Source organism: Pseudomonas ceruminis, assembly GCF_021602025.1.
GTDB classification, from domain to species: domain Bacteria; phylum Pseudomonadota; class Gammaproteobacteria; order Pseudomonadales; family Pseudomonadaceae; genus Aquipseudomonas; species Aquipseudomonas ceruminis.
The window spans coordinates 1-24,203 of record NZ_BQHW01000013.1 but is presented as its reverse complement, the minus strand read 5'-3'; the positions used below and the strand labels follow the sequence as shown (position 1 = coordinate 24,203).

The following is a 24,203-nucleotide window of genomic DNA, read 5'->3' as shown; positions in this document are numbered from 1 at the left end:
TGCCGCTTACCACGTCAGGCAGATCTTGCCGAAATGCCTGTTGCTCTCCTGGTAGCGGAAGGCTTCGACGATCTGTTCCAGCTCGAAATGCTTGTCTACTACAGGCCGCAGGCCATTGGCATCGATCGCCCGCACCATCGCCTGCTGCTGCGCGCGGCTGCCCACCAGCACGCCCTGCAGACGGATCTGCCGCACCAGTGCCTGAACCAGCGGCAATTGCCCGGCAACACCGGTGAGGATGCCGATCAACGACACGTGCCCGCCGATCCGGGCCGCGATCATCGATTGCTCCAGGGTCGCCGGCCCACCCACTTCGATCACATGATCGACGCCGCGGTTATTCGTGAGCTCACGTACCTGCTCGCCCCAGGCCGGGGTGGTCTTGTAGTTGATCAGGTGGTCGGCACCCAGCGCCTTGAGGCGCTCGAGCTTGGCATCGCTGGATGAGGTGGCGATCACCGAGGCACCTGCCTGCTTGGCAAATTGCAGGGCGAAGATCGACACACCGCCAGTGCCCTGCACCAGCACGGTGTCGCCGGGCTTGAGGTGATCGTCGCTCATCAGCGCGCGCCAGGCGGTGAGCCCAGCCGTGGTCAGCGTGGCCGCCTCGGCATGGCTGTAGCCCTTGGGCGCCAGGGTGAAGGCGGTGGCGCGGGCGGTAACCTGCTCCCGGGCGTAGCCGTCGATGCCGTCACCTGGGACCGCAGCGAAGCCTTCGACCAGCGCCTGGCCGTCAAGCCAGTCCGGGAAGAAGGTGCTGACCACGTGATCGCCAACCTTGAACTCTGTGACCCCGGCGCCGACTGCGGTGACCTCGCCCGCACCATCGGCCATGGGTATGCGCCGCTCGCTCGGGCCCCACATGCCGCTGACCACGGCAAAGTCGTGGTAATTGAGTGAGCTGGCATGCAGGCGCACGGTGATCTCGCCGGCTTGAGGGGCAGCAGCCTTGCTGGTGCCGATTTCGACCTTGTCGTAGCCGCCGCCGGGTTGCACGTAGATGGCTTTATGGGTCATGGCTGGTACTCCGTTCGGGGAAAGACTGGGGTTGAGCATAGACAGTACCTGCCCGCGATTGAGCCAGCACTGCCAACGGAACAATCAGCCCAGCAACGCCCGCAACGCCCGGCAATCCGCTGCATGCCAATCCACCAGCTCCGGCCACGGGTTATCCGGCAGGTTCACCAGCACTGTGCGCGCCCCGGCGGCTCGCCCGCAATCGAGATCAAAACGGTAGTCGCCCACCATCACCAGTTCGCTCGGCGCCACACCCCAGGCGTTGGCGATCTTCAAGAGGCCATCGGGGTTGGGCTTGGGCGCCGCCTCGTCACGGCCAAGGATGTGCTCGACCGCAAAGCAGTCCGCCAGGCCGATGGCCTCCAGGGTGACATGCGCCAGCTCACGCGCATTGCGGGTAAGAATCCCCAGCCGGCAACCACGCCCGGCCAGCTCCCGCACCAGCTCTACCGCGCCGGTGGCTGCCGTCGAGGCTACCGCCAGGTCACGTTCATGCTCCAGCAACCAGGCATGCTTGGCGGCTGCTTCCGCCGCCGGCAGCGCTGCCAGGTGGGTGAGGATGTCGTGCTCGGGCGGAATCTCCAGCGCCTCGCGGATGGCGGCAAAATCATGCACCGCCACGGTGAGGGTGCCGTCCATGTCGAACACCCAGTTGCGGATATCGGCCAGGCTCATGCCCAGTCCTTGCGATGGCGGATCAAACCTTCCTGGGTGGACGATGCCACCAGTTGCCCGGCCCGGTTGTAGATGCTGCCCCGGCAAAACCCACGTGCATTGCCGGCCCACGGGCTGTCGGTGGCGTACAGCAGCCAGTCATCGGCGCGCAGGTTGCCATGGAACCACAGCGAGTGGTCGAGGCTGGCGATCTGCATGTCGCGCTGCCACACCGATTTGCCATGGGGCAGCAGCGAGGTGGTCAGCAGGCCAAAGTCCGAGGCGTAGGCCAACAGGTACTTGTGCAAAGCTGGCACGTCCGGCAGGTTGCCGTCGGCGCGGAACCAGGCGTACTTCACCGGGTCGTTGGGCTTGGGGTTGAACGGGTCACGTTCGGTGACCGGGCGTATCTCGATGGGCTTGGCGCACAGCACCTTGTCGCGAATGCGCTCGGGCAGGTTGTCGGCCATGGCGCGGGCCAGTTCGACTTCGGTAGGCAGGTTTTCCGGCCCGACCACATCAGGCATCTGCGCCTGGTGCTCGAACCCTTCCTCGTCATACTGGAACGACGCACTGCAGGTGAAAATGGTCTTGCCCTTCTGAATGGCCGTCACCCGCCGGGTGCTGAAACTGCCGCCATCGCGCACCCGGTCTACCGAGTACACTACCGGCAGGCTGGCATCGCCCGGGCGCAGGAAGTAGCCATGCAGCGAATGCACATGGCGCGCATCTTCAACCGTCTGGCTGGCCGCCGACAGCGACTGCCCTAACACCTGGCCACCGTACAGCTGGCGGAAGCCCAGGTCCTGGCTGCGTCCACGGAACAGGTTCTCCTCGATCGACTCGAGGCTCAACAGGTCGACCAGGTCGTCCAACACATGACTCATCGGGGGTTCTCCTAGCAAGGCATCACAGCTCTACGGCGCTTTCATGAAGGCAAATGATACAGGGTTTGTCATTGGCGCCGCGCATGGCCGCTCATTCAGCGCGCAAGGTCTGCTCCCAACGCGCCCGGTCGATGCGGTACAGCACATGGGGGCGCAGCGGGTCGCCACTGGGCAGCCGCGGGTGTTCAAAGCTGCCGTGCAGGTCCTGGACCATGCCAATGGCCTGCATGACTTTCTGCGACGGCAGATTACCCTCGGTAGTGAACGACACCACCTCCTCCAGGCGCAATTGGGCGAAAGCACAGCGCAGGCAGGTCCAGGCGGCCTCGCTGGCAAAGCCCAGGCCCCAGTGGCGCCGGGCCAGGCGCCAGCCAATCTCCACAGCCGGCGCAAAGGGCGCCTCGAAGTTGACGTTGAGCAGGCCGGTCATGCCGATGAAGGCGCCGCTGTCCTTGCGCTCCAGCGCCCACAGGCCAAAGCCGTATTCACTGAAATGCCCGCGGATTTTGCCAATCAGCGCGGCGCTCTCCAGGCGCGTCAAAGGCGCTGGAAAGTAGCGCATCACCTGTGGGTCGGCGCACAGCGCAGCGAATTCGCGCAGGTCATCGTCCTGCCATTGGCGCAGCACCAGCCGTGCGCTTTCCAGTCCAAGAATGGGTGTCATGGGGCGTACTCCGGTTTTGCCGTCCTGCAGTTTACAGCGTAGGCGAAATGCAATTTTCACACCCCCTTCACCGGGCTCCGACAGGCCGCTTCAGACAATGCCGCCATCCGCCGCGGCACAGAGCGCGGCCCTGCCATCGGAGCGACGCATGCTGCACAGCACCACCCTGGGACACCCCGCCATCCACGCCCGTCGCAAGCGACGGTTGTCCCGCAACGCCCTCGGTGCCGCCCTTGGCCTGTGCATGGTGGTGGCGGCGTTGAGCACCTGGTTGGCAACGAGGACCCATATCGTGGACCTGGGCAACGAACAACAGTTGAGTGACAGCGGCCTGTTGCAGGACTGGGCCGAAGGCGCCGTCATCGTGATGATCCGCCATGCCGAGCGCTGCGACAGCGCGCCAGGCCCCTGCCTGGACGATGCAACCGGCATCACCGTCGCGGGCAGCGAGGCCGCCACACGGGTAGGCCAGGGCCTGCGTACCCTTGGGCTGGGCAATACCGACCTGATCAGCAGCCCCAAACTGCGTACCCGGCAAACCGCGCACTTCATCCTGGGCCAGGCCGTGGCGAGCGAAGACTGGCTGGAGAACTGTGACAACCAGTTCGCCAAAGAGGCCCTGGCGCGCAAGCAGCCCGGGCATAACCTGGTGCTGGTGACCCACAATGGCTGCATCGATCACTTCCAGCGCCAGCAGCAGGTGGCCGCCGGCGAGCGTGAGAGCGGGTATGCCAGCGCGCTGTTCGTGTCTGTCAACGGCGACGGCAAGGCGCGGATTCTGGGGCGGCTGAACGAGCCGGACTGGCAGCGGGTGCTGGCGAGCGCAGGTAAATAACGGCGGCCGTTGCGCACCCTTGCCTGCGAACCGGTCTGGAAGTTGGCCCACCACTCAACAACTGGCAAGATCAGCACTGGCCCCGATTGCGAACCCACCATGCCGTTGCCGCTGATCTACCACGACGACTACAGCCCGGCGTTCCCGCCCGAGCACCGCTTCCCAATGGACAAGTTTCGTCTGCTGCGCGACCACCTGGTCGACAGCGGGCTGACCACCGACCAGGCGCTGCTGCGCCCGGAAATCTGCCCCAACGACATCCTCGCCCTGGCCCACGATCGCGACTACATCGAGCGCTACATGAATGGCGAGCTGTCACGTGAGGACCAGCGCCGCCTCGGCCTGCCCTGGAGCGAGGCCCTGGCCCGGCGCACCGTGCGCGCCGTGGGCGGCTCGCTGCTGACTGCCGAAATGGCACTCCAGCATGGCTTGGCCTGCCACCTGGCCGGCGGCACGCACCACGCCCACTACGACCACCCGGCCGGTTTCTGCATCTTCAACGACCTGGCAGTGATCAGCCGCTACCTGCTCGAAGCGGGGCGTGTGCACCGGGTGCTGATCTTCGATTGCGACGTGCACCAGGGCGACGGTACCGCGCGCATCCTCCACGACACCCCGGACGCCATCACCGTGTCCTTGCACTGCGAGCAGAATTTCCCGGCGCGCAAGGCCCATAGCGACTGGGACATCCCCCTGCCCCGGGGCATGGGCGACGCGGCTTACCTGAAGGTGGTGGAGGACGCACTCAATTACCTGCTGCCGCTGTATCAGCCCGACCTGGTGCTGTACGACGCAGGCGTGGACGTGCACAAGGATGATGCCCTGGGCTACCTGCAACTGACCGATGCCGGCCTTGCCGCACGTGACGAGCATGTCATGCGCCATTGCCTGGGCCGCGATATCCCGGTGGTCGGCGTAATCGGCGGTGGCTACAGCAAGGACCGCGAAGCCTTGGCACGGCGCCATGGCATCCTTCACCACAGTGCAGCGAAGGTCATGGGTTGTTCACAATGACTGTGGAACCGCTTGTGGATAACCTGCGGGAAACAGTCTGCAGCCCTTTGCCCGCCTGAGCTGCGTGGCATTGATTATTTTTTGATCAGTGCTTATGCAGGCCGCGCTGGGCTAGAATGCGCAGTCTTTTCCACAGCCCGTCGCCCCCATGTCCGATCTACGCCCCGCCTCCCCTCCCCTCGCCGTCGTGATCGGCGGTGGCCCTGCCGGTTTGATGGCTGCTGAAGCGCTGGCCCAGGCGGGCCTTGCCGTGCAGTTGTTCGACGCCATGCCGTCGGTGGGCCGCAAATTCCTGCTGGCAGGGGTCGGCGGCATGAACATTACCCATTCCGAACCTTATCCACAGTTCGTCGCGCGCTATGCCGAGCGCCAGGATGCCATCGACGGGTTGCTCCGCGACTTCGATGCCGACGCCCTGCGCCAGTGGATTCACGGGCTGGGTGTGGAAACCTTCGTTGGCACTTCAGGCAGGGTCTTCCCCACCGACATGAAAGCCGCCCCACTGCTGCGTGCGTGGCTCAAGCGCCTGCGCGACAGCGGGGTAGTTATCCACAACCGGCATCGATGGGTCGGTTGGAACAGCGACGGTTCGCTGCGGGTGGTTTATCCACAGGGCGAACTGCAGGTAAACGCGGATGCGGTCGTGCTGGCCCTCGGCGGTGGCAGTTGGGCACGGCTGGGCTCCGACGGCGCCTGGCAGCCATGGCTCGCCGAACGCGCTGTGGATATCTCACCGTTGCAAGCCAGCAACTGCGGGTTTGAAGTGGCCGGCTGGAGTGCATTGCTCAAGGACAAATTCGCCGGAGCGCCGCTGAAGAACATCGCCCTTGGCATGCCGGGCACGGCGCCACGCAAGGGCGAATTCATCCTCACTGCCCAAGGTGTCGAAGGCAGCCTGGTGTACGCCTGGTCAGCCCCCCTGCGCGAAGCCATCAACCGCGATGGCCAGGCGACCGTACTGCTCGACCTGTTGCCGGACAAGCCTGTGGACAAGATTGCCCAGGCGCTGGCCAAGCCCCGGGGCTCGCGCTCAATGGCGAAGCATCTGCACAGCCAGTTGGGCATCGACGGGGTAAAGGCGGCGCTGCTGCGTGAACTGACCGATCAGGCGACCTTTGCCGATATGCCCGCGCTGGCGCAGGCGATCAAGGCGCTGCCGATCACGCTGGTCCGTACCCGCCCGCTGGACGAGGCAATCAGCAGTGCCGGCGGCGTGCGCTTCGAAGGGCTGGATGAGGGCTTGATGCTAAAGGCGATGCCGGGGGTGTTCTGCGCCGGCGAGATGCTGGACTGGGAAGCCCCGACCGGGGGGTATCTGCTAACGGCGTGCTTTGCCAGCGGCCTTCGCGCCGGCCGGGCTGCCTCAGCCTGGATCAAGGCTCAAGGCTGACCCAGCCCGCTTCTGCAAAGCACGCGCTGGCGTTGCCTACTAGGGCTTGCGTTTGCGCGGCCCGCTGTTGAAGCTGGGTACTTTACGCACGGCCTTCACCGGCGCCTGCTCCTCACCGCTGTCCATCCAGCGACCAAGACCGCGCTTGGCGCTGTTCTCTTTTGGCTTCTTGGGCTTTTTCGGCTTCTTGATCACCTGGCCGCTGGCATCGGTCATCGGCACTCGGTGATCCGGGATGAAGTCCGGCTCTTCATGGCGTGGCAGCGTCTGGCGGGTCAGTGTTTCGATGCTCGCCAGCAACTGCACTTCATCGGCACACACCAGCGAGATCGCCTCGCCCTTGTTACCGGCACGGCCGGTGCGGCCGATGCGGTGCACGTAATCCTCGGCAACGATGGGCAAGTCGAGGTTGACCACCAGCGGCAGGTCGTCGATGTCCAGGCCGCGGGCTGCGACGTCGGTGGCCACCAGCACTTGAATTTCACGCGCCTTGAAACTGTCCAGCGCACGCTGACGCGTCGCCTGCGGGCGATCACCGTGAATGCCGTCAGCGTTAACGCCCTCAGCCAGCAACCGCTCGACCAACTGATCCACCCCGTTACGGGTCTTGGCGAACACCAGCACCTGCTTCCAGCGCTGCTTGCGCAGCAGGTGGCAGAACAGGTCGACCTTGCGCTTTTTGTCCACCGGCACCAGCCACTGCTTGACCGAGGTGGCGGCGGCGTTGCGCGGGCTCACTTCAATGCTCAGCGGGTCGTTCAGGGCCAACCCTGCAAGCATGCGAATCTGGTCGGAGAAGGTTGCGGAGAACAACAGCGTCTGGCGTTTGCGCGGCAGCGCCGCATACACCGCCTGCAGCTCCTCGGCAAAGCCCAGGTCGAGCATGCGGTCCGCTTCGTCGAGCACCAGGGTCTGGACCTGGTTGAACTTCACCGCATTCTGGCGGAACAGGTCGAGCAAGCGGCCCGGCGTGGCCACCAGTAGGTCGACGCCACGGCGCAGGCGCATCATCTGCGGGTTGATGCTGACCCCACCGTAAACGGCATAGGTGCTCAACGGCAGGTTTTCAGCGTACTCACGAACGTTGTTGTGCACCTGCTCGGCCAGCTCACGGGTTGGCACCAGCACCAGCGCGCGGATCGAATTGCTGGCGACCTTTTCACCTTCCAGCGCCAGGCGCTGCAGCACAGGCAAGGCAAAGCCGGCGGTTTTGCCGGTGCCGGTCTGGGCCGCAGCCATCAGGTCGCGGCCGGCCAGCACCGCAGGAATGGCCTGGGCCTGCACCGGGGTCGGGGTGGTGTAGTCCAGTTGCTGCAATGTGCGCAGCAAAGGTTCGATCAGGCCGAGTTTGGCGAAATTCATGGCAATACCGTCAGGGGGTTCAGCGAAGGCGGCAAGTTTACCGCAACACCCCACCCTACTTGCAGATTTCGCCCTTCAACGCAGGCTCAGGCGCTTTGCGCCACTGGGGCAGGCCGATCAGCACCACCGCGCCGATGATCACGGCCATTGCCAGGCATTCCTCCACACCGATCTGCTCGCCAGCAAAGACGATGCCCAGCAACACCGCCACCGCCGGGTTGACGTAGGCATAGCTGGTGGCAGCGGCTGGCCGCACATTCTTGAGCAGGTACATGTAGGCGCTGAACGCCAGGATCGAGCCGAACAGCACCAGGTAGGCCAACGCGCCCCAGCCTGCCGCAGTCGGCATCTGGGTCATGCGCTCTCCCGACACGGCGCTGCCCAGCAGCAGTACCGCGCCCCCCACCAGCATCTCGGCGGCACTGGCCATCGGGCCTTGTGGCAGCGGCAGGTTCTTGCTCCATACCGAACCGAACGCCCAGGCGGCGGCGGCGAACACAATCAGTGCTGCACCGATGGGGCTTGCCTGCAGGTTCGAGCCCAGGTTGAGCAGGCCGATACCCACCAGCCCCAGCAAGATGCCAGCCCACTCCAGGCGCGAATTGCGGTGGCCGAACAGCAAGCCGAACAACAGGGTGAACAACGGCACCGTGGCCACCGCCAGCGCTGCCACACCCGATGCCACGCCCGCATGCTCAGCCACCGTCACACCACCATTCCCGCAGCTGAGCAGCAAGAAACCGATGGCGCCCGCCGACCGCCACTGCGGCCAGGTCGGTGCCGGCACACCGCGCCAGCGCAGAAACCCGTACAGCAGACCACCTGCGGTGACGAAGCGCACACCCGCCATCAACATCGGCGGCCAGGACTCGACGCCAATGTGAATGAACAGGTAGGTGGAGCCCCAGACCAGGTACAACGCCAGGAAGGCACCGATGAGCAGCCATGGGAAACGACGGGAGGCAGGCATGGGAAGGCACTCGAAATCCGTTTACGGGTGCTTAGTCTAGGGAGGCTCGCAAGCAAACATCAGTTACAAAACAGCATTAAATGAGCGGAACAATTGCCGAGGCAATCCGCCACCGCCGACTCAATGCTTCAACAACAAGCGCCCCTCGATCGGCACATACCGGCTGGCAGCCCGGATCAGCGACAGCGCTGTAAGCCCAGGCACGCCGTACACCACGGCCTCGGCGCCATGCCGCTGGATTACCCGCTCCAGCAACAGGTCGAAATCGCCGTCGCCCGAAGCCAGCACCACCTGGTCCACCCGGCTGGCCGCATCGATCACGTCCAGGGTGATCCCCACATCCCAGTCCCCTTTGGCCGAGCCATCGCTGCGCTGGATGAACGGCTTGAGCCGCACATCGAACCCCAGGTTGCGCAAGATCTGCTGGAACTGCTGCTGCTTGCTGTCACCCCGGTCGATGGCATACGCCACAGCCTCGACGATCTCGCCTTCGCGGCTGACATCAGCCCACAGCGCGGCATAGTTGAAGTGGCAGCCATGGGCCTGGCGCACGGTGTAGTAGAGGTTCTGCACATCGGCGAACAGCGCGATCTTCTTCACTACATACCCTCGGCAGAACGGGGCGCCAAGCGCCCCTGGAAATGCCCGCAGTATGCCAGACCGCTCAGACGAAGGTGTCGTCGTCGGAGAAGAAGCCGCCGTCATCGCTGTCGTAGTCAGTATCGGCAAAGCCGCCCTGACCACTGCCCCAGCCACCATTGTCGGCCACCTGCTGGTGCCCGCCCTGGTCATTCCAGCCGCCAGTGTCACTGGCCGGTGCCGGTTCTTCCTTGATCACCTCGACGATCTCTTCAGGTTGCGAGTGGTGGCTGAACAGGCTGCTGATACCTTGCGCCAGCAACACACCACCGGCCACCCCGGCCGCCGTCTGCATGGCGCCACCGAGGAAACTGCTGGCACCGCTACGGGCGGGCGCCGCACCAAAACCTGGCTGCGCGGCCGCAGGCTGCGAGTAGCCCGGTGCACTCGGCTCACGCCAGCCACCTTGCGGGGCCACCGGTGCCGACGGTGCGGGCGGCGAGAACTGCCGCTGTGGCTGCGGTGCCGGCTCTGGATTACGCGACCCGCCACCGAAGATGCTGGACAGGAAGCCACCGCCGCTGTTGCTGCTCGAGCGGCTGGCCTCGGCCTGGCTACGGGCCTGTTGAAGCTCGGCCTCCAACTGCTTGTTCTGCTCGTCCAGGCGCTTGATCGCCGCTTCCTGAACCAGGATCGCCTGGGCCATGTAATAAGGCGCCGCCGGCTGCTGGCGCAGGTGCTCCTCGATCCGCGCCTGTGCCTGTGCATCACGTGGCTGGCTTGGGTCCTCGGCTTGCTTGAGACGGCCGAACAGGCCATCGATCAGGGTTTGTTCTTCAGTGTTCATGGGGCTACCTCATGGGAAGCGGGACATCGGACGTGTCAAAGATGGGGCGCATGGGCAGCGGATTCAATCACTTGCGGGGTGAAACTTTTTTCAGCAAATGACCGCTCTGGGCTAAAGTTATGCCCTGCTTTTACTGCCATGCGATGTTGACTGATGAATCCGCTGAGCGTTCTGCGCGACTCCCTGTACTTCTTCCGCCGCCACCTGGCGAACATCATCCCGCTGTGCCTGCCACTGGTGGTGCTGGAATCCCTGTTGACCCAGCTGCTGTACCGGCAGATGGGCGAACAGGCCTCGCCGGCCTACGGCATGCTGATCACCCTGCTGATCTACCCGCTCTACAGTGCCGCCTTGATCCTCTACCTCGACACCCGCAGCAATGGTCAGGACGTGCCCAAGCGCGACCTGTTCGCCCGCGCCGTGCAGGTGTGGCCACCACTGGCCCTGCTGATCCTGATCAGCTCGCTGCTGATCATGGCCGGGCTGGCGCTGCTGGTCTTCCCCGGGATATGGATCATGATCAACCTGGTGTTCGCCGAGTACCTGCTGGTGCTGCGTGGCCTGCCAGTGGTGCAGTCGATGCGGGAAAGCGCGCGCATGACCACCGGGCATTTCATGCGCATCATGATCTGTGTGCTCGGTGTACTGGCGCCGATCTGGCTGATCGACGGGCTGTTGCTGATGGCCTTCCCCGACCCTTCACCCGGCGTGCAACTGGCCCTGGACAGCCTGAGCGGCTTCCTGCAGCTGTTCAGCACCGTGGTGCTGTATCGCCTGTTCATGCTGCTCGAAAGCGACAGCACTGCCTGAGGGGATGCCGGGAAAAGGTTCTGTCTCCAGCGCCACGTCCATGGGCCATAAGGTGCAAGGCCCATTGACCTCGGAGACACTCCCATGGACCAAGCCCTTCAGAGCGCTTACGCCCGATCGTTCCACGGCTCGCTGTACGCGATTGCAGCCGACCGCTATGTGCCCCTGCGGCTGAGCTGCAGCCGCGATAAATGGCACTGGGGCATCACGCCACAGGACGACTGGCTGATGGCAGGCGGCAACGCCGCCTCCCTGGCCTTGCACTTTGCCTTCGAGGCCCATACGCAAGACCGACTGCACTACCACATCACCCTGCCCGACCACTCGCACCCGCCGAAAAAGCTTGGGCTGAGCCGCAACAGCTACCTGGGCTTCTACCAGAGAAGTGAAGTGATCGATGACTGGAAGATCGAACCGCTGGAGCAAACCGAGCAGGGCCTGATCTGCCACCTGCGCGACCACGAGGGCTACCGGGTTGGCGCCCTCCTGGATACACCGCACCACAGCCGGCAGCCCATGTACCTGCTGAATACGAAGGAAGGCGAGACCCTCACCTTCCTCCTCCAACAGGCCGATTGAAACCCCTGCCCTGGTGCACGTGCGGGATCGACTACGGCCGGTAGACGATATCCCCTACCTGCACCGCGCGCGGGATCAGGCGGTTGGCAAAGAACAGGTCGGCGATACGCTGTTGAGTATCGATGGCGGCATCATCCAACGGGCGGATCGGGGCGTTGTAGCGGTGCTCGAAAAAGCGCTCGACCACTTCGCGCTTGAGCCCCAGCACCCGGGTCATGCTGTCGATGCTGGCCTCGGGCTGTTCGACCGAGATCCGTTGCGCCTGGCGCAAGGCTTCGAGCACAGCGGCGATGGCATCGCCATGCTGCGCGGTGAACGCGTGGCTGGCGATGTAATAGGTACCACTGGGGTGCACGTCCTGGCCATCGCTGAGCAACCGCGCGCTACCATCGATCAGCGCAGCAGCGTAGTACGGGTCCCAGATTACCCAGGCATCGAGTTTGCCCTGCTCGAACGCTGGGCGTGCGTCGGCCGCTGGCAGAAACACCAGTTGCACGTCGCTTAGTTGCATCCCGGCCTTGAGCAGGCTCTTGAGGAACAGGCTGTGCGCGCTGGAGCCCCGCTGCAGGGCCACGCGCTTGCCTTTGAGGTCGCTCAGCTGCTGCACCGGGCTGCCCTTGGGCACAATGATCGCTTCGCCGCGACCATCGCTGGGCTCAACGCCGATGTAGCGCAGGTCGATACCCGCCGCCTGGGCGAAAATCGGCGGGATGTCGCCGATGTTGCCCACGTCCAGGCTGCCGCCGTTGAGCGCTTCGATCAGCTGCGGGCCACCTGCGAATTCGACCCACTGCACCTGGGTGTTAGGCAGCGCCGTTTCCAACAGTTTGTGCTCGCGGGCAAGCACCATGTTCACTGAGCTTTTCTGGTAGCCGATACGCAGTACCTGCGGGTCGGTGGCCTGGGCCAGGGCACTGGTCAATGCCAGGCCCAGGGCAATCACGATACGTCCAATCATTTCAAACTCCGGTTCACGTTGCTGGCCACCTCGGCCGGTACCCAGGCGGTCCACACCTGCGGCTGTTCACGTAGAAACGCCTGCGCGACGGTGCGCGGCTCCAGGCGCTTTTCAGCCATGTGGGCGAGGGTCTGGTTAAGCAGGTCGATGGGCAGGTCGACCTTCTCGAAGAACGCCACCAACTCGGGGTAGCGCGCATGGAACGGCGCCGAAACGCCGATCGCCAGGCGCGCCGGCAGCGAGCGTGAACCCTTGGGGTTGGCATTGTTCGGGTCGGACAAGGTCTTCCACGCCTCGGCGTCGAACGGCGGCTCCTCCAGGTGCACCAGCTTGTAGCGGCCCAGCAGTGGGGTGGGCGACCAGTAGTAGAACAGCACCGGCTTGCCCCGGCGGATCGCCGCGGCCACTTCGGCATCCAGCGCCGCAGCGGAGCCGGTGCGGAAGTTCACGTAGCTGTCGCTCAGGCCATACGCCTTGAGCTTCTGGCTGTTGACGATCTCCGAGGTCCAACCGGTCGGGCTGTTGAGGAAGCGGCCCTGGTTAGGCGATTCCGGGTCGCGGAATACATCCTTGTAGCGCGCCAGGTCTGCCACCGACTTGAGTTCCGGCGCCAGGGGCGCCAGGCCGCGCTCAGGGTCGCCCTTGATCACGTACTCCGGCACCCACCAGCCCTCGGTGGCCCCTTTGACGGTGTCGCCCAGGCCGAACACCTTGCCTTCGGCCTCGGCCTTGACCCAGAACGGGCTACGCCCTGCCCACTCCTCGCCGATCACCTGAATGTCATTCTTGGCCAAGGCCACTTCCAGGCTCACCGTGCTGCCCGGCAGGGTGTCGGTCGGGTAGCCGTAGCCCTGCTCGACGATCGTGCGCAGGATCTCGGTGATCAGGCTGCCGCTTTCCCAGGTGATGTCACCGAAGTGGATAGGCTCAGCCTTCTCGGCCGCCGTCACCGGCTGGCCGAGAAGGCCGAGGGCAAGCAGCGCACCGCCCAGCAGTGTCTTCATTACAGTCATGCGATACCTCTTAGAAGTCGTAGCTCAGCCGGGTGTAGTAGAACGCCCCTTCCGGCGCGGACGGCGCCAGGTAGCTGTATTGCTGGCCAGGGGTCTGGCGCAGACGCGTGTTGAAGTCGTCCGGTTTGCTGTCGAACAGGTTGTTGGCACCGATCGAGACACGCAGTTGCTTGGTGAACGCGTAGTTCACATCCAGGTCGGTGATCCATTGCGCCGAGAAGGTCTGGTCGTACTGCGCATTGGCCGCCGAGGCTGCGTACTTGCGGTACTCGCCGTAACGGGTCTGGGTCAGGCTGATGGTCCAGGGGCCGTAGTAGTGGGTGGCGCCGAGGATCAGCTTGTCTTCCGGGTAGCCGTGCTCGAGGAAGCCCTGGGCTTCGCGGGTCAGCACGTCGAAGCCGTAGGGGTTGCCGTGGATCTTCTCGATGGTGGTGCGTGCCTTGGTGTAGCCGGCAGTCAGCGCCAGGTCGCCGTAGCGCTCAAGTCCCAGGTTGTACTTGCCGACGATGTCCACGCCGCGGGTGCGGGTGTTGGCCGCGTTGGTCATGAACTGCGCCCAGCTGTACTGGCCGAAGCCTGCCGCGGTGAGGATGCGCTCGGCGTCGGGGCCAGAAATGCCGCCGCTGTAGAGCAGCCGGTCACGGATGTCGATCTGGTAGGCGTCGATGGTCAGCGAGGCTTGTTCGGTGGGGCGCAGCACCAGGCCCAGCGAGTAGTTGGTGGACTTCTCCGGCTTGAGCGACTGGGCGCCCAGGGCCTGGGCAGCCGGGTGGTCGACCGGCAGAATGCGGGTCAGCACCGGGTTGCCGTTGACATCGACGTTGGTGGTGGTGGTCCAAGAGGTACCGATCTGGCCCAGGGTCGGTGCGCGGTAAGCGCTGTTGATGGTACCCCGCAGGCCGACCTGCGGCGTGAACTCATAACGCGCCGAGAGCTTGCCGGTGGTGGCCGAACCAAAGTCGGAATAATGCTCGCTGCGCCCGGCAACACCAACCTGGAACTTGTCGGTGACCTGGTTTTCCAGGCCGAAGTACACACCGCCGACCTCGCGCTTGTAAGTCCCGGCGTCGTCGGGCGTGAGGCCCGAGGCCTGCACCCCACCCACCTGTACACCGTCGATGCCGCCGAAGGAGTAGGAGGCAAAATCGCCAGGCTGCAGTTCATATTGCTCGCGACGGTAGGCCACACCCGCCGAGACGGTGAGCGGGTGGGTGGACCAGGCCACGCCGACATCGCGGGCGTAATCGACTGCCAGGTTGGTCTGGGAGTTGATCAGGGTGGCGATGTCGAATTTGGTCGGGCTGTTCACCCCATAGCTTGGGTTGAGCGTGTCGAAGGCCACTTCGTCGTGTTTGTCGCGGCCATACGTGGCGCTGATGTCCAGGCGGCCGATCTGCTCGTCCTCAAACCGCGAGCCGACGGTGACCGAGGCGTCCTCATAGCGGAAGCGGTACTTCGGGATCGTGCCCTCGGGGTACAGCGCCTGCACGTTGTTGGGGTTGTCACGCAGCAGCGGCGGCGTGTTGTTGATCGATTTGTCTTGCCCATAGGTGGCGAAGCTGTACAGCCGCCACTGGTCGTTCAGGCCCACCTCGGCGTTGGCTGCCAGGTTGAACTTGTCGCGGCTGGCACCGCCCCAGCGGTGTTCCTGCAACTGGCCATCGGCGATGTACTTGTCGCCGATGTCGGTGGGCTTGCTGTTGACTCCGTTGAAACTCAAGGTCAGGAAACCGTCGCCCGGCAGGCCAAGGCCGTACCAGCCATCGACGTTCTTGCGAAAGCCGTCACCCTGGCCGTACTTGCCCAGCTGCGTGTTGAACTGGCCGCCGCTGTCGCGCTCCTTGAGCACGATGTTGATGACCCCCGCCACCGCGTCCGAGCCGTACTGCGCCGAAGCGCCGTCACGCAACACCTCGACGTGATCGATGGCGCTGATCGGGATCATGTCCAGGTCCACCGGCTGAGCGCCAATGAACGGCACGCCACCGGAGATATTCACCACTGCCGAGGCGTGGCGGCGCTTGCCGTTCACCAGCACCAGCGTCTGGTCCGGCGCCAGGCCGCGCAGCGAGGCCCCCTTGGGGTTCTGGCCACGGGTGGCGCTCTGGTTCTGCGGGAAGTTGAACGACGGCAGCAACTGGAACAGCGCCTGGTTCAGCGTGGTAGCGCCGGTCTTGACCAGTTCCTGGCTGTCGATCACATCCACCGGCGCTGCGCTGGTCAGGGCCGTGGCATCGCTGCGCCGGGTGCCGATGGCGATGACCCGGTCCAGGGTTGGCGCACTGGGCGCCGACGTTTGCACGACCGGTGCGGCGGCGGTAGTGGGCGCAGCAGCGCCTTCCTTGATAATGAAGGCGCCGCCCGGGCTGACTTGCAGTTGCAGGCCGGTGCCGCGCAGGGCGGCATCCACGGCTTGCTCGGCGGTAAGGTTGCCGTCGATGGCGCCCGATGAGTAACGCTCGACTTCCGGCGAGAAGGAAATCACCTGGCCGCTTTGCCGGCTGATGTTCAGCAACACTTCGTCCAGCGGGCCGGCCTGGATGTGGAACGCCTGCTGATCGGCAGCCTGAGCGGCGCCGATCAGCAGGCCAAGCAGCGGCCCGAAGGCCAGGGCGTTGCGTTTGAAACGAATGCTGGAACGGTTTTTATCGGTATGGCGCACAACGATTCCCCCCAAGGAACCCAATGACACTGCCCCCCTCGGCAGCGTTTACAACTGAGGTGTGGCATGGGGGTGGGAAATCTTGCAGATCAATTGGTTATGTCGTTAGAACCGGGCGATTTCCAGCGCCTGTGCCACGTGTTATTGGTGTCAGGCTGCCGAGATAGTCACCCAATACTGGCTGTACCGGCTGACCTTGATCGGCAGGGTACGCGTCAGCGCTTCGAGTACCAGGTCACTCTGGTCCAGCCGGTACAAGCCGCTGACACGCAACCCGGCCACCGCCGGCTCCAGCCGCAGTACCCCCTGGCGATAGGGCCGCAGCGCGTCGATCACCTCTGCCAGCGGGGTATCGCGTACCTCCAGCAGCCCATCGACCCAGGCCCCTTCGCCACCGCGCAATGGCAGCACCGCGGCAAAGCTCAAACGGTCGAAACTTACCCCCTGCCCCTTGCGCAACTGCAGCCGGTCACCGCCCAGGTTGCTGACCTCCAGCACCCCGGCCAGCGCACAGACCCGGCACAGCCCATCACGCTCGCGCAACAGCAGCCGGGCGGACTGCGCACTGATGCTGCCGACTTCGGTGTGCACCACGAAGGGGCGAGCGTCGTCGACCACTTCCAGCCGGCCCTCTCCCCCTCGCCACCTGAGCAGCCGCTGCTGGGCATCGAACCGTACATCGGCCTGGCTCTGGGCATTGAGCAGCAGTTGGCTGCCATCGGGTAGGTGAATGTTCTGGCGCTCGCCAGTGCGGGTGCTCAGGTCGGCGCCCAGCCCCAGGCCAGGCAAGGGCGAGTGCTTGAGGCTAAGGCCCACACCCACTGCTACCCCCGCGCCGACCAGCGCCCGCTGGAGGAACCGCCGACGCCCGGAAGGCGCCTGCAGCACGCGCTGGACCCGCTGGCCGTCGATGCCCAAGGCCAGCGGCACCTGGAATACGCCCAAGGTGATCTCCAGCCGCTGGCACAGTTGCTCACGCCGCGGGTCCTCACCACGCCAAGCCTGGAACGCCAGGTAGTCCTCGGCACTGGCCTGCCCTGAGCGCAGCAGGACCAGCCATTGGGTGGCCTGCTCGATCAAGCGTTGCTGTTCGTCGACGTTGTGCATGTCAGTCCAGTGAGAGCTTGAGGCAACGGTTGAAGGCCTTGGCCATGTAGTCGCTCACCGAGCGCTGGGAAATACCCAGCTCCTGGGCGATCTGTGGATAAGTCAGGCCGTTGAGTTGCGACAGCAGGAACGTCGCCTTGACCTTGGCGGGTAGCCCATCGAGCAAGGCATCGATCGCTTGCAGCGCTTCGATCATCTGGGCCAGCGACTCCGGTGACGGCGCCAGGCATTCTTCGTCGTCCAGCAAGGTGTCAAGGTAAGCCCGCTCCAGGTCCCGCCGCCGCCAGAGCTGGTACATCAGGCGCTGGGCAATGGTGGTCAGCAGCGCGCGCGGCTGCTGGATCGGCACCACGTCGGGGGCGCTGAGCAGTTGCACGAAGGTATCGGCGGCAACGTCCTCGGCGCCAGGGCCCAAGTGCCGGCGCAAGCGTGCGCACAGCCACGGATAATGGCTGCGGAACAGGCTGCCGACGTACTCGCCGTGCGGGTTTTCGCGACCGGACATGGGCGCTCCATAAAAAATGCAGATGGGGTATGTCCGGTGGTCCGGTGAGCCGATCCTAGACGGATCGCTTATTCTTTAAAAATATTTAAAAGTGCTTTTTATATTCTATTTAGCTATTCAAGAACGGGCAGACCCCGTTGCGCTGCTTCGCGCTCGTACTCCAGCAGGATCTGGTATTCGGCTTCGCTGGCCGGCAGCACTTCGCTGATGGCCAAGACGTTGGCCACCTCCGGCAGTTCGCGCAGGGCGCGATTCATCGCCAAGCGCACGCCCTCGGCCTGTTCATCGCTCAACCCCAAGGGGCCAATGAAAGGCAGGTTCGGGCCGCTGGCGGTGCGAGCGACTATGCGCAGGCCGTCAACCTCCGAGCTATGGTCGCGGGCCAGGTAGTCGTAGGTCACACTGTCGATCGCCGCCAGGTCGCCTCTTCCCTCGCGCAAGGCGCGCAGGCTGTTGCGGTGGCCGCCGGTGAAGGTGACGCCGGCGAAGAACCGGCCCTCGCGTTGCAAGGGTGCCAACAGGTGGCGGAACAGGTTCATGCCAGAGTTGGAGTCCGGGCTGTTGACCAGGCCGTGGCTGCCAAAGAAGGCCGCCAGCGTCTGGCGCGGGTCATCGGCGCGGGCCAACACCAGGCTGCAATGGTTGCCTGCCTGGGCGTGGGGCAGTTCGTAGCGCGGCTTGCCGATCAGCCGCACCTGGCCGCGCAACAGGGTCATCAACGGGTAACCGCAGGTTTGCGCCAGCAACAGGCGGGGCGAACGCCACACCTGCAACGGCTCCAGGTCGGCGACAGGTTCGCGACGGGCATCGAGCAACTGCACGATGCGCGTCAGCCAGGCCTCGCTGGCCTCACACACCCGCGGCGGGGCGACGTACATGGACAGCTCGGCGAATCCTTCAGTCATGGGCAGGGTTCCAGATCAGGCAAAAGGGTGTCGGGGGCTGTCGATGGGTGCCAGGCTGTGCCGGCGCACCAGCTCACCGTACCCACGCACCAGAAAACCGCCGCTGCGCGCCAGCCATTGCTCGCGGTGCTGGCGGTAAACGTGGGGGATAAAGTACCAGGGCAGCCCCGGGATATCGTGATGCACCAGGTGCAGGTTGTTGTGCAGGAACAGCCACGACCAGGGCCGGCCCGCCTCGTTGATGACCGTGCGCTGCTCCGGGCGCAGGCTGGGCCGGTGCTCGTAGAACGAACGAAGCATCGCCACCCCCAGCGCCGGCACGCTGACCAGGAACAGGTAATGCGCCACCGAGAGCGCACTGAAGCGGGCAACCAGGGCGAGCATCAGCACGCAGCACACGCCATGGGTCGCCCACATGGCCCAAGCCTGGCGATCGCCGCGGGCCAGCCGCGCCAACTCCTCGCGCGCCAGGCCGAACAAGGCCAGTGGCGCGCCGATCAACAGCCGCCCCGGCACCGTCTTGCCAACCCACGAAAGCCCCCGCACCACAGCACCGCTGCGTTGCCAGTGGTGGGCGCTCAGGTAACGGCTCTCCGGGTCGAGGCCGGGCACGGTCAAGTCCTCATCGCGGTGGTGGCGCAGGTGGCTGTCGCGATACAGGGTGTAGGGGTACCAGACGGCAAAGGGCATGTAGCCCAGGGCTTTGTTCAGCCAGTTCAGGCGCGTGGGGTGGCCGTGCAGCAGTTCATGCTGCAACGACAGCCACAACACCAGCAGCGGGATCAGCACAGCCGTGGTGAGCCAGACGCCCAGCAGGTGGCTCAATGGCAACATGGCAAACCAGCCGCCGTAGACCAGCGCCAGCAGCAGCCAGGTTGGCCATTCGGTGCGTCCGGTGAAGCTGCGTTGCAAGCGCAGCAAGTCTTCGCGCTGGGCATCGTCGAGGTAAAAAGGCATTGGCGGTGGCCTGCAGGTTTTCCGGTTTCCTGATGCCTGTGGCGCGAGGCGCGGAAAACTTGCAGATCGTTTTGTTATAAATAGATTAAAACTGATTCTAAAAGCAGCGCGAGACTACTTGATCACCCTCACGAACCTGCCATCACGCGTGCTGCGGGAGCGACTGAGGCAAGGGATCTACGAGTGATCCATGACCGCAGAAGGCCAAGAATCAACAAGCATTGCAGCCGTAATTTTATCCTGCTTTTGCCCCTGCCCGATTATCCACCGCTGGAACGCTCGGCACTGGTGCTTGTGAAGCGTATTTGGATGCCAACTTAAATAGTAGGGCGCAGGGAGAGGTACAGCGAACGGCCAGGGGATTACCAATCGGCCGGCACCCACATCACGTGCAATCATTGAAAATTGGGCTAATACAATGCCTTGCTGATCGATGGCCGCCTGAATAGCAGCACTGGAGGAGGAGTAGTTTCGGCGTATGGCGATGGGCACTCCCGTCTTACCCTCCAATGCCTCGAACCATTGTGTCCAAGAGGGCGGTGAATCAAATTTCGGGCGAGAGTCAATCCCTATCAGCCGGTGCTCAAGCAGTTCACGCGCACACCCTACCCTTTCGAGCAGAAGCGGTGAACAGGTAGGTACAACGCAGTCTCTGAAGAGAAGCACACTGTGCGCTGCGTGCTGAGGGTGTTCCCCATAACCTATCCTGAAATCGGCGATTTCCTCCTCCGAGGTATCCTCTAGCGTACTGTCGAGATAAATATCCAGATCACTTTCGCCACTCCCCCACTCGTCGACGAGCGGTGCGAGCCATTTGACCATCAATGAAGGCAAACAACTGACATACAGGTTGTTTGGATTTTTTGCCCTTTCAGCTTCGGAAACCGCCACCCTCAGCTCTTCAAACGCTGTCGAGCAACGCGCATGGAATCGCTCGCCGACCGTGTTCAGCCGAATACGCTGCCCATCCTTTAGCGTCAACTTCATGCCCAAAGCGTCTTCGAGCAATTTCATTTGCTGGCTTACCGCGCCAACCGAAATACCTAAACGCCTGGCCGCCTGAGATATCCCTCCGCAGTGGCCAACGGTTTCAAACACCTGCAGTGCTCGCAAGGGAGGTAGACGGCTCATGGTGGCCTCCAAAATAGTTTAGAAATTCTACAAAAACTCACAGGAAATGCCATATTTTCTTCAACGAAGGCAACCCTTAAGCTCAATTCAGGCTCAGGGTGGGGCGATGCGCTGCCAACCAGCCCGTCAACTTTTCATTTTTGGAGTCTTCGATGAACGTCATGCCCCAGCAGATCACTCACGTTGTTCTAGGCGACCGAGAGCCGACAATTGAAGAATTCGTGGCAGTCGCCCGGTACGCAGCCAAAGTCTCATTTGCGGACAGCTACGTCACCCGGGTGAAAAAATCACGGGGGTTGATTGAGCGCTTCCTTGATGAGAATCGCTTGGTGTATGGCGTAACGACGGGGTTCGGCGATAACGTCAAGCATGTGATATCGCCCGAAAATGCAAAAGAGTTACAAGTCAATATTGTACGGTCCCACGCGGTCGCTGTGGGGGAGCCCCTCGCCCGTGAACAGGTACGCGCGATCCAGTTGATGATCCTGATCAGTTTGGGCAAAGGTTACTCAGGGGTCCGCTTTGAACTGCTCGAATTGATCGCTGGCCTATTGAACAATGATGTCGTGCCCTATGCCCCAGGCGAAGGATCGGTAGGCTATCTGGCGGTAGAAGGCCATCTGGCGCTGGTTCTGCTCGGTGAAGGCCGTGCCAGCGTTAAAGGTGGTGAACTCATTGACGGCGCCACCGCCTTAAAACAAGTTGGACTGGAACCAACAGATTTGCAGTGCAAAGAAGGCCTCGCGATGTTGAACGGCACCACCTCGGTGACCGGCATTACCATCCTGGCGCTTTACAATGCCATGCAAGCCGCTGAGGTCGCGGACGTTGCGGCCGCTCTGTCACTTGAAGCACTCAAAGGCACCATCCGAGCCTTCGACCCCCGCTATCACTCGATCAAAGCCCACACAGAACAGGCAGCCACAGCAGCCACCATAAAGACCATTCTCAAGGACAGCAAGTTAGTCGATGAAAACATCGATTACCGCCTACAAGATGTGTATAGCCTTCGAGCGATCCCTCAAGTGCACGGCGCCTCCAAGCAGTTCATCAACTACACCCGGGACAGCATTGAGCGCGAAATAAGATCGTCTGGCGATAACCCTGTTATTTACCCCTTGGGGGATGACGACGGGATTGCCATTTCGGGCGCAAACTTTGATGGCACCTACGTAGGTATTTCGGCGGACACCCTGTGTGTCGCCCTTACCAACCTCGCAAAAATATCCGAAAGGCGGACTGACCGCATGGTCAACTCGCACTTCAGCGAGATGCCAGCATTTTTGGTTCGCAACCCTGGCCTGAATAGCGGGTACATGATCGTGCAGTACACGGCAGCCGGTTTGTACGCTGAAATGAAAACGCTGTCTTACCCCTCCTCTGTTGATAGTGTCTCTACCTGTGGCAACCAGGAGGACCCGGTAAGTCTGGCCTACAATGCAGCGATCAAAGCCTACAAAGTGTCCCAGAAATTGGAATCCGTCCTCGCCATTGAACTACTGGTCGGCTGCCAGGCGCTAGACTTCCATGACGTGACCAAGGCATCGAGTACCACCAAAGCAGTCTATGACCTGGTCAGAACCGAAGTCCCCGTAGCGGATAATGATCGCGTTTTCTACAACGACATGGTCAGTGTCATTGATCACGTTCGGAGCGGCAAGATCAACGCGCTTCTTTCAAAACACCTGAACTAGCAGCGTGGAAATTGCCCGGCCTGCCACTTTCTGAGTGGCAGGCTTTTTGTCATACAACAAAAACCCATCGGTAAAAGTTCAACCCGTAGTGCGAGCGAGCCCTCACCATGCGCCATTCAACTAACGCCACTCAGTTACTGGACGCCCTTTCAATTCCCTATCAGTACGTAGAGCACGAAGCGGTTCACACGTGTGAGGACGCAGCGCGCTTGAACATCGCCATCCAGGGCGAATCGCTTAAAAATATTTTTTTGTGTGACAAAAAAGGAAATCATCACACCTTGGTAGTTATCAAGAGCCATCAGCGGCTTGACCTGCATGCGCTCTCACAAACACTGGGCATCAAAGGCCTAAGGTTCGCCTCTTCTGGTCGCCTGATGGAAACCCTCGGCGTTGAACGCGGAGCCGTTTCTTTGCTGGCGCTGTGTAATGATTCAGCACGCCTCACACAAGTGGTGATAGACCCATCGATTTGGTTGTCGGAACGGCTACTGTGTCATCCACTTATCAATACAGCAACCCTATCACTCTCAGTAGCAGGGATGTCGAGGTTTCTCGAACACTTGGGTTTCAAACCCATTTTTGTAGACAATTTCATCACATTAAAAACGGGCAGCGGGTAACCTCTGGTTGGACCCACCTATAGGCGCATGCGACGGTGGCCAAATGAGCCTAATGTGCTCACAGCGCTACTTATTGACCCATAAAGAGGCAACATAACCCCCCCTATCCGCACGGGCCTCGAAAAATCAGGCGGTTAGGGCCAATTTAGAACTGGCAACATTCTTGCTTATATTTACCGCACCTCAAACATCACTTCGTGCACGCTCAGCGTACATACTGGATTTTAGTAAAAGAGGAGTGAGCAACCACAAGACCCAGCCTTCGACACATAACGGTAGCGCCTACGCCCAAGCTCAACCGGGCCGCAACCACAAGCTTATCAATATAAGGTATTGGAAAAACAAAATGGTATATAAAAAATCGCGTTGGTTAGGTTCTATGGCTATAGCTGCAATGGCGTTGGCAGGGAGCTCTGTGTTGCAGGCAAAAGAGTGGACATCCATTAATATCGCAACCGAAGGTGCTTACGAGCCTTGGAATCTGACATTACCAGGTGGAAAAATCAGTGGCTTTGAGCCCGAGCTCATGGATCATCTCTGCGAAAAGATGAAGCTGCGATGCAACATCGTCGTCCAGAACTGGGATGGCATGATCGCGAGCCTCAACGCGGGTAAATTCGACGTGTTGATGGATGCGATTGTCATCACCGAAGACCGGAAAAAGGTCATGGCCTTTTCAATCCCCTATGCTCAAACACCCGCCAGTTTTGTCGCCCTGGATGCCGCACTTCTTCCTGGCAAACCTGGGGCGAGCAACGCTGTTACGCTAGGGACAGATCCGAAAGAAATCCGAGAAGGTGTAGAGGCGTTACGGACGGCTTTGAAAGGCAAAACCATCGGCATTGCTTCAGGCATTGTTTACACGAAATTCATCGATGAGAACTTCAAAGATGTCGCTACCGTTCGTGAATATTGAATCGCCCCTGGTTTCCTAGACACTCTCCAAGCTCAGGAAATAGCGTTTCTCATACTCTATTGGAGACAGCTGCATAGCACTGCTGTGTCGGCGTTTAGGGTTATAGAACATTTCGATGTAATCG

Annotated in this window: 25 protein-coding genes; 8 read left to right on the top strand and 17 right to left on the bottom strand. The window is 62.4% G+C overall.

The window, feature by feature from the left end; translation table 11 throughout:
* Nucleotides 1–6: 6 nt before the first annotated feature.
* The 4 genes from L6D80_RS16070 to L6D80_RS16055 form a co-directional block, all read right to left on the bottom strand.
* Nucleotides 7–1,017, bottom strand: a complete 1,011-nt coding sequence (locus tag L6D80_RS16070) for a zinc-dependent alcohol dehydrogenase family protein (RefSeq protein WP_176515145.1) — start codon at nucleotides 1,015–1,017, stop codon at nucleotides 7–9.
* 84 nt (nucleotides 1,018–1,101) lie between these two features.
* A complete protein-coding gene (locus tag L6D80_RS16065) occupies nucleotides 1,102–1,692 on the bottom strand; it encodes an HAD family hydrolase (protein WP_054900909.1) in 591 nt (196 codons plus the stop codon).
* Nucleotides 1,689–2,558: an acyl-CoA thioesterase II gene (gene tesB / locus L6D80_RS16060; RefSeq protein ID WP_176515147.1), complete on the bottom strand. Its 870-nt coding sequence runs from the start codon at nucleotides 2,556–2,558 to the stop codon at nucleotides 1,689–1,691. The genes L6D80_RS16065 and tesB overlap by 4 nt, the downstream gene beginning before the upstream one ends.
* A 91-nt stretch (nucleotides 2,559–2,649) precedes the next feature.
* Complete coding sequence (locus L6D80_RS16055; RefSeq protein WP_176515149.1) at nucleotides 2,650–3,222, bottom strand: GNAT family N-acetyltransferase; 573 nt, start codon at nucleotides 3,220–3,222, stop codon at nucleotides 2,650–2,652.
* A gap of 148 nt (nucleotides 3,223–3,370) precedes the next feature.
* Here L6D80_RS16055 and pmrG point away from each other — a divergent pair, with 148 nt between their 5' ends.
* The 3 genes from pmrG (at nucleotide 3,371) to L6D80_RS16040 (ending at nucleotide 6,461) form a co-directional block, all read left to right on the top strand.
* The gene (gene pmrG, locus L6D80_RS16050) at nucleotides 3,371–4,057 is read left to right on the top strand and encodes a lipopolysaccharide core heptose(II)-phosphate phosphatase PmrG (protein WP_176515151.1); all 687 of its coding nucleotides are present in this window, start codon (nucleotides 3,371–3,373) and stop codon (nucleotides 4,055–4,057) included.
* Nucleotides 4,058–4,156: 99 nt separating this feature from the next.
* Nucleotides 4,157–5,071 carry a histone deacetylase family protein gene (locus tag L6D80_RS16045; RefSeq protein WP_054900905.1) on the top strand — a complete coding sequence of 305 codons (915 nt, stop codon included), beginning with the start codon at nucleotides 4,157–4,159 and terminating at the stop codon, nucleotides 5,069–5,071.
* 148 nt (nucleotides 5,072–5,219) lie between these two features.
* The gene (locus L6D80_RS16040) at nucleotides 5,220–6,461 is read left to right on the top strand and encodes a TIGR03862 family flavoprotein (RefSeq protein WP_176515153.1); all 1,242 of its coding nucleotides are present in this window, start codon (nucleotides 5,220–5,222) and stop codon (nucleotides 6,459–6,461) included.
* A 39-nt stretch (nucleotides 6,462–6,500) separates the two neighbouring features.
* Here L6D80_RS16040 and L6D80_RS16035 read toward each other — a convergent pair whose 3' ends face one another.
* The 4 genes from L6D80_RS16035 to L6D80_RS16020 form a co-directional block, all read right to left on the bottom strand.
* A complete protein-coding gene (locus L6D80_RS16035; RefSeq protein ID WP_176515155.1) occupies nucleotides 6,501–7,823 on the bottom strand; it encodes an RNA helicase RhlE1 in 1,323 nt (440 codons plus the stop codon).
* Between the two features lie 55 nt (nucleotides 7,824–7,878).
* A complete protein-coding gene (gene yedA, locus L6D80_RS16030) occupies nucleotides 7,879–8,793 on the bottom strand; it encodes a drug/metabolite exporter YedA (RefSeq protein WP_176515157.1) in 915 nt (304 codons plus the stop codon).
* A gap of 120 nt (nucleotides 8,794–8,913) precedes the next feature.
* Nucleotides 8,914–9,393 (bottom strand): LabA-like NYN domain-containing protein, encoded by a 480-nt coding sequence (locus L6D80_RS16025; protein ID WP_054900901.1) that lies wholly within the window; start codon nucleotides 9,391–9,393, stop codon nucleotides 8,914–8,916.
* A gap of 64 nt (nucleotides 9,394–9,457) precedes the next feature.
* Nucleotides 9,458–10,219, bottom strand: a complete 762-nt coding sequence (locus tag L6D80_RS16020) for a DUF2076 domain-containing protein (RefSeq protein ID WP_176515159.1) — start codon at nucleotides 10,217–10,219, stop codon at nucleotides 9,458–9,460.
* 153 nt (nucleotides 10,220–10,372) lie between these two features.
* On the opposite strand from L6D80_RS16020, the gene L6D80_RS16015 reads away from it, so the two are divergent.
* Complete coding sequence (locus L6D80_RS16015) at nucleotides 10,373–11,029, top strand: YciC family protein (RefSeq protein ID WP_054900899.1); 657 nt, start codon at nucleotides 10,373–10,375, stop codon at nucleotides 11,027–11,029.
* 84 nt (nucleotides 11,030–11,113) lie between these two features.
* Nucleotides 11,114–11,608: a hypothetical protein gene (locus tag L6D80_RS16010; RefSeq protein ID WP_176515162.1), complete on the top strand. Its 495-nt coding sequence runs from the start codon at nucleotides 11,114–11,116 to the stop codon at nucleotides 11,606–11,608.
* 31 nt (nucleotides 11,609–11,639) lie between these two features.
* On the opposite strand, the gene L6D80_RS16005 is transcribed toward L6D80_RS16010, so the two are convergent.
* The 8 genes from L6D80_RS16005 to L6D80_RS15970 all read right to left on the bottom strand — a co-directional run bounded on the left by L6D80_RS16005 (nucleotide 11,640) and on the right by L6D80_RS15970 (nucleotide 20,846).
* The gene (locus L6D80_RS16005; protein ID WP_054900897.1) at nucleotides 11,640–12,566 is read right to left on the bottom strand and encodes an aliphatic sulfonate ABC transporter substrate-binding protein; all 927 of its coding nucleotides are present in this window, start codon (nucleotides 12,564–12,566) and stop codon (nucleotides 11,640–11,642) included.
* Complete coding sequence (locus tag L6D80_RS16000) at nucleotides 12,563–13,579, bottom strand: ABC transporter substrate-binding protein (RefSeq protein ID WP_054900896.1); 1,017 nt, start codon at nucleotides 13,577–13,579, stop codon at nucleotides 12,563–12,565. Before L6D80_RS16000 ends, L6D80_RS16005 begins: the two co-directional genes overlap by 4 nt.
* A gap of 10 nt (nucleotides 13,580–13,589) precedes the next feature.
* A complete protein-coding gene (locus L6D80_RS15995; RefSeq protein ID WP_371263302.1) occupies nucleotides 13,590–16,241 on the bottom strand; it encodes a TonB-dependent receptor domain-containing protein in 2,652 nt (883 codons plus the stop codon).
* Between the two features lie 150 nt (nucleotides 16,242–16,391).
* Entirely contained in the window at nucleotides 16,392–17,348 is a 957-nt protein-coding gene (locus tag L6D80_RS15990) for a DUF4880 domain-containing protein (RefSeq protein WP_176515164.1), read from the bottom strand.
* A 1-nt stretch (nucleotide 17,349) separates the two neighbouring features.
* Complete coding sequence (locus tag L6D80_RS15985) at nucleotides 17,350–17,853, bottom strand: sigma-70 family RNA polymerase sigma factor (protein ID WP_054900894.1); 504 nt, start codon at nucleotides 17,851–17,853, stop codon at nucleotides 17,350–17,352.
* Between the two features lie 113 nt (nucleotides 17,854–17,966).
* Nucleotides 17,967–18,758: a phosphate/phosphite/phosphonate ABC transporter substrate-binding protein gene (locus L6D80_RS15980; protein WP_176515166.1), complete on the bottom strand. Its 792-nt coding sequence runs from the start codon at nucleotides 18,756–18,758 to the stop codon at nucleotides 17,967–17,969.
* A gap of 15 nt (nucleotides 18,759–18,773) precedes the next feature.
* Nucleotides 18,774–19,715 carry a fatty acid desaturase gene (locus tag L6D80_RS15975; RefSeq protein WP_176515167.1) on the bottom strand — a complete coding sequence of 314 codons (942 nt, stop codon included), beginning with the start codon at nucleotides 19,713–19,715 and terminating at the stop codon, nucleotides 18,774–18,776.
* 177 nt (nucleotides 19,716–19,892) lie between these two features.
* The gene (locus L6D80_RS15970; RefSeq protein ID WP_176515169.1) at nucleotides 19,893–20,846 is read right to left on the bottom strand and encodes a LysR substrate-binding domain-containing protein; all 954 of its coding nucleotides are present in this window, start codon (nucleotides 20,844–20,846) and stop codon (nucleotides 19,893–19,895) included.
* 152 nt (nucleotides 20,847–20,998) lie between these two features.
* Between L6D80_RS15970 and L6D80_RS15965 the strand changes: the two genes are divergently transcribed.
* From L6D80_RS15965 to L6D80_RS15955, 3 genes are all read left to right on the top strand, one after another.
* Nucleotides 20,999–22,540 (top strand): HAL/PAL/TAL family ammonia-lyase, encoded by a 1,542-nt coding sequence (locus tag L6D80_RS15965; RefSeq protein ID WP_176515171.1) that lies wholly within the window; start codon nucleotides 20,999–21,001, stop codon nucleotides 22,538–22,540.
* Between the two features lie 107 nt (nucleotides 22,541–22,647).
* The gene (locus tag L6D80_RS15960; RefSeq protein ID WP_176515173.1) at nucleotides 22,648–23,163 is read left to right on the top strand and encodes a prolyl-tRNA synthetase associated domain-containing protein; all 516 of its coding nucleotides are present in this window, start codon (nucleotides 22,648–22,650) and stop codon (nucleotides 23,161–23,163) included.
* A 238-nt stretch (nucleotides 23,164–23,401) separates the two neighbouring features.
* Nucleotides 23,402–24,079 (top strand): transporter substrate-binding domain-containing protein, encoded by a 678-nt coding sequence (locus tag L6D80_RS15955; protein ID WP_236183056.1) that lies wholly within the window; start codon nucleotides 23,402–23,404, stop codon nucleotides 24,077–24,079.
* 15 nt (nucleotides 24,080–24,094) lie between these two features.
* Here L6D80_RS15955 and L6D80_RS15950 read toward each other — a convergent pair.
* The coding region (locus L6D80_RS15950; protein ID WP_135199453.1) for an IS3 family transposase at nucleotides 24,095–24,203 on the bottom strand (109 nt) is incomplete at its 5' end.

Excerpts from the sequence above, each read along its gene's own strand:
- L6D80_RS15970 (WP_176515169.1), bottom strand. The coding sequence starts at position 20,846 with ATGAGCCGTCTACCTCCCTTGCGAGCACTGCAGGTGTTTGAAACCGTT.
- L6D80_RS16040 (WP_176515153.1), top strand. The coding sequence starts at position 5,220 with ATGTCCGATCTACGCCCCGCCTCCCCTCCCCTCGCCGTCGTGATCGGC.
- L6D80_RS16070 (WP_176515145.1), bottom strand. The coding sequence starts at position 1,017 with ATGACCCATAAAGCCATCTACGTGCAACCCGGCGGCGGCTACGACAAG.
- L6D80_RS16015 (WP_054900899.1), top strand. The coding sequence starts at position 10,373 with ATGAATCCGCTGAGCGTTCTGCGCGACTCCCTGTACTTCTTCCGCCGC.
- L6D80_RS15980 (WP_176515166.1), bottom strand. The coding sequence starts at position 18,758 with ATGACTGAAGGATTCGCCGAGCTGTCCATGTACGTCGCCCCGCCGCGG.
- L6D80_RS15985 (WP_054900894.1), bottom strand. The coding sequence starts at position 17,853 with ATGTCCGGTCGCGAAAACCCGCACGGCGAGTACGTCGGCAGCCTGTTC.
- L6D80_RS15965 (WP_176515171.1), top strand. The coding sequence starts at position 20,999 with ATGAACGTCATGCCCCAGCAGATCACTCACGTTGTTCTAGGCGACCGA.
- L6D80_RS16035 (WP_176515155.1), bottom strand. The coding sequence starts at position 7,823 with ATGAATTTCGCCAAACTCGGCCTGATCGAACCTTTGCTGCGCACATTG.
- L6D80_RS16045 (WP_054900905.1), top strand. The coding sequence starts at position 4,157 with ATGCCGTTGCCGCTGATCTACCACGACGACTACAGCCCGGCGTTCCCG.
- L6D80_RS16065 (WP_054900909.1), bottom strand. The coding sequence starts at position 1,692 with ATGAGCCTGGCCGATATCCGCAACTGGGTGTTCGACATGGACGGCACC.
- L6D80_RS15960 (WP_176515173.1), top strand. The coding sequence starts at position 22,648 with ATGCGCCATTCAACTAACGCCACTCAGTTACTGGACGCCCTTTCAATT.
- yedA (WP_176515157.1), bottom strand. The coding sequence starts at position 8,793 with ATGCCTGCCTCCCGTCGTTTCCCATGGCTGCTCATCGGTGCCTTCCTG.
- L6D80_RS16055 (WP_176515149.1), bottom strand. The coding sequence starts at position 3,222 with ATGACACCCATTCTTGGACTGGAAAGCGCACGGCTGGTGCTGCGCCAA.
- L6D80_RS16000 (WP_054900896.1), bottom strand. The coding sequence starts at position 13,579 with ATGACTGTAATGAAGACACTGCTGGGCGGTGCGCTGCTTGCCCTCGGC.
- L6D80_RS16010 (WP_176515162.1), top strand. The coding sequence starts at position 11,114 with ATGGACCAAGCCCTTCAGAGCGCTTACGCCCGATCGTTCCACGGCTCG.
- L6D80_RS16005 (WP_054900897.1), bottom strand. The coding sequence starts at position 12,566 with ATGATTGGACGTATCGTGATTGCCCTGGGCCTGGCATTGACCAGTGCC.
- L6D80_RS15990 (WP_176515164.1), bottom strand. The coding sequence starts at position 17,348 with ATGCACAACGTCGACGAACAGCAACGCTTGATCGAGCAGGCCACCCAA.
- L6D80_RS15975 (WP_176515167.1), bottom strand. The coding sequence starts at position 19,715 with ATGCCTTTTTACCTCGACGATGCCCAGCGCGAAGACTTGCTGCGCTTG.
- tesB (WP_176515147.1), bottom strand. The coding sequence starts at position 2,558 with ATGAGTCATGTGTTGGACGACCTGGTCGACCTGTTGAGCCTCGAGTCG.
- L6D80_RS16020 (WP_176515159.1), bottom strand. The coding sequence starts at position 10,219 with ATGAACACTGAAGAACAAACCCTGATCGATGGCCTGTTCGGCCGTCTC.
- pmrG (WP_176515151.1), top strand. The coding sequence starts at position 3,371 with ATGCTGCACAGCACCACCCTGGGACACCCCGCCATCCACGCCCGTCGC.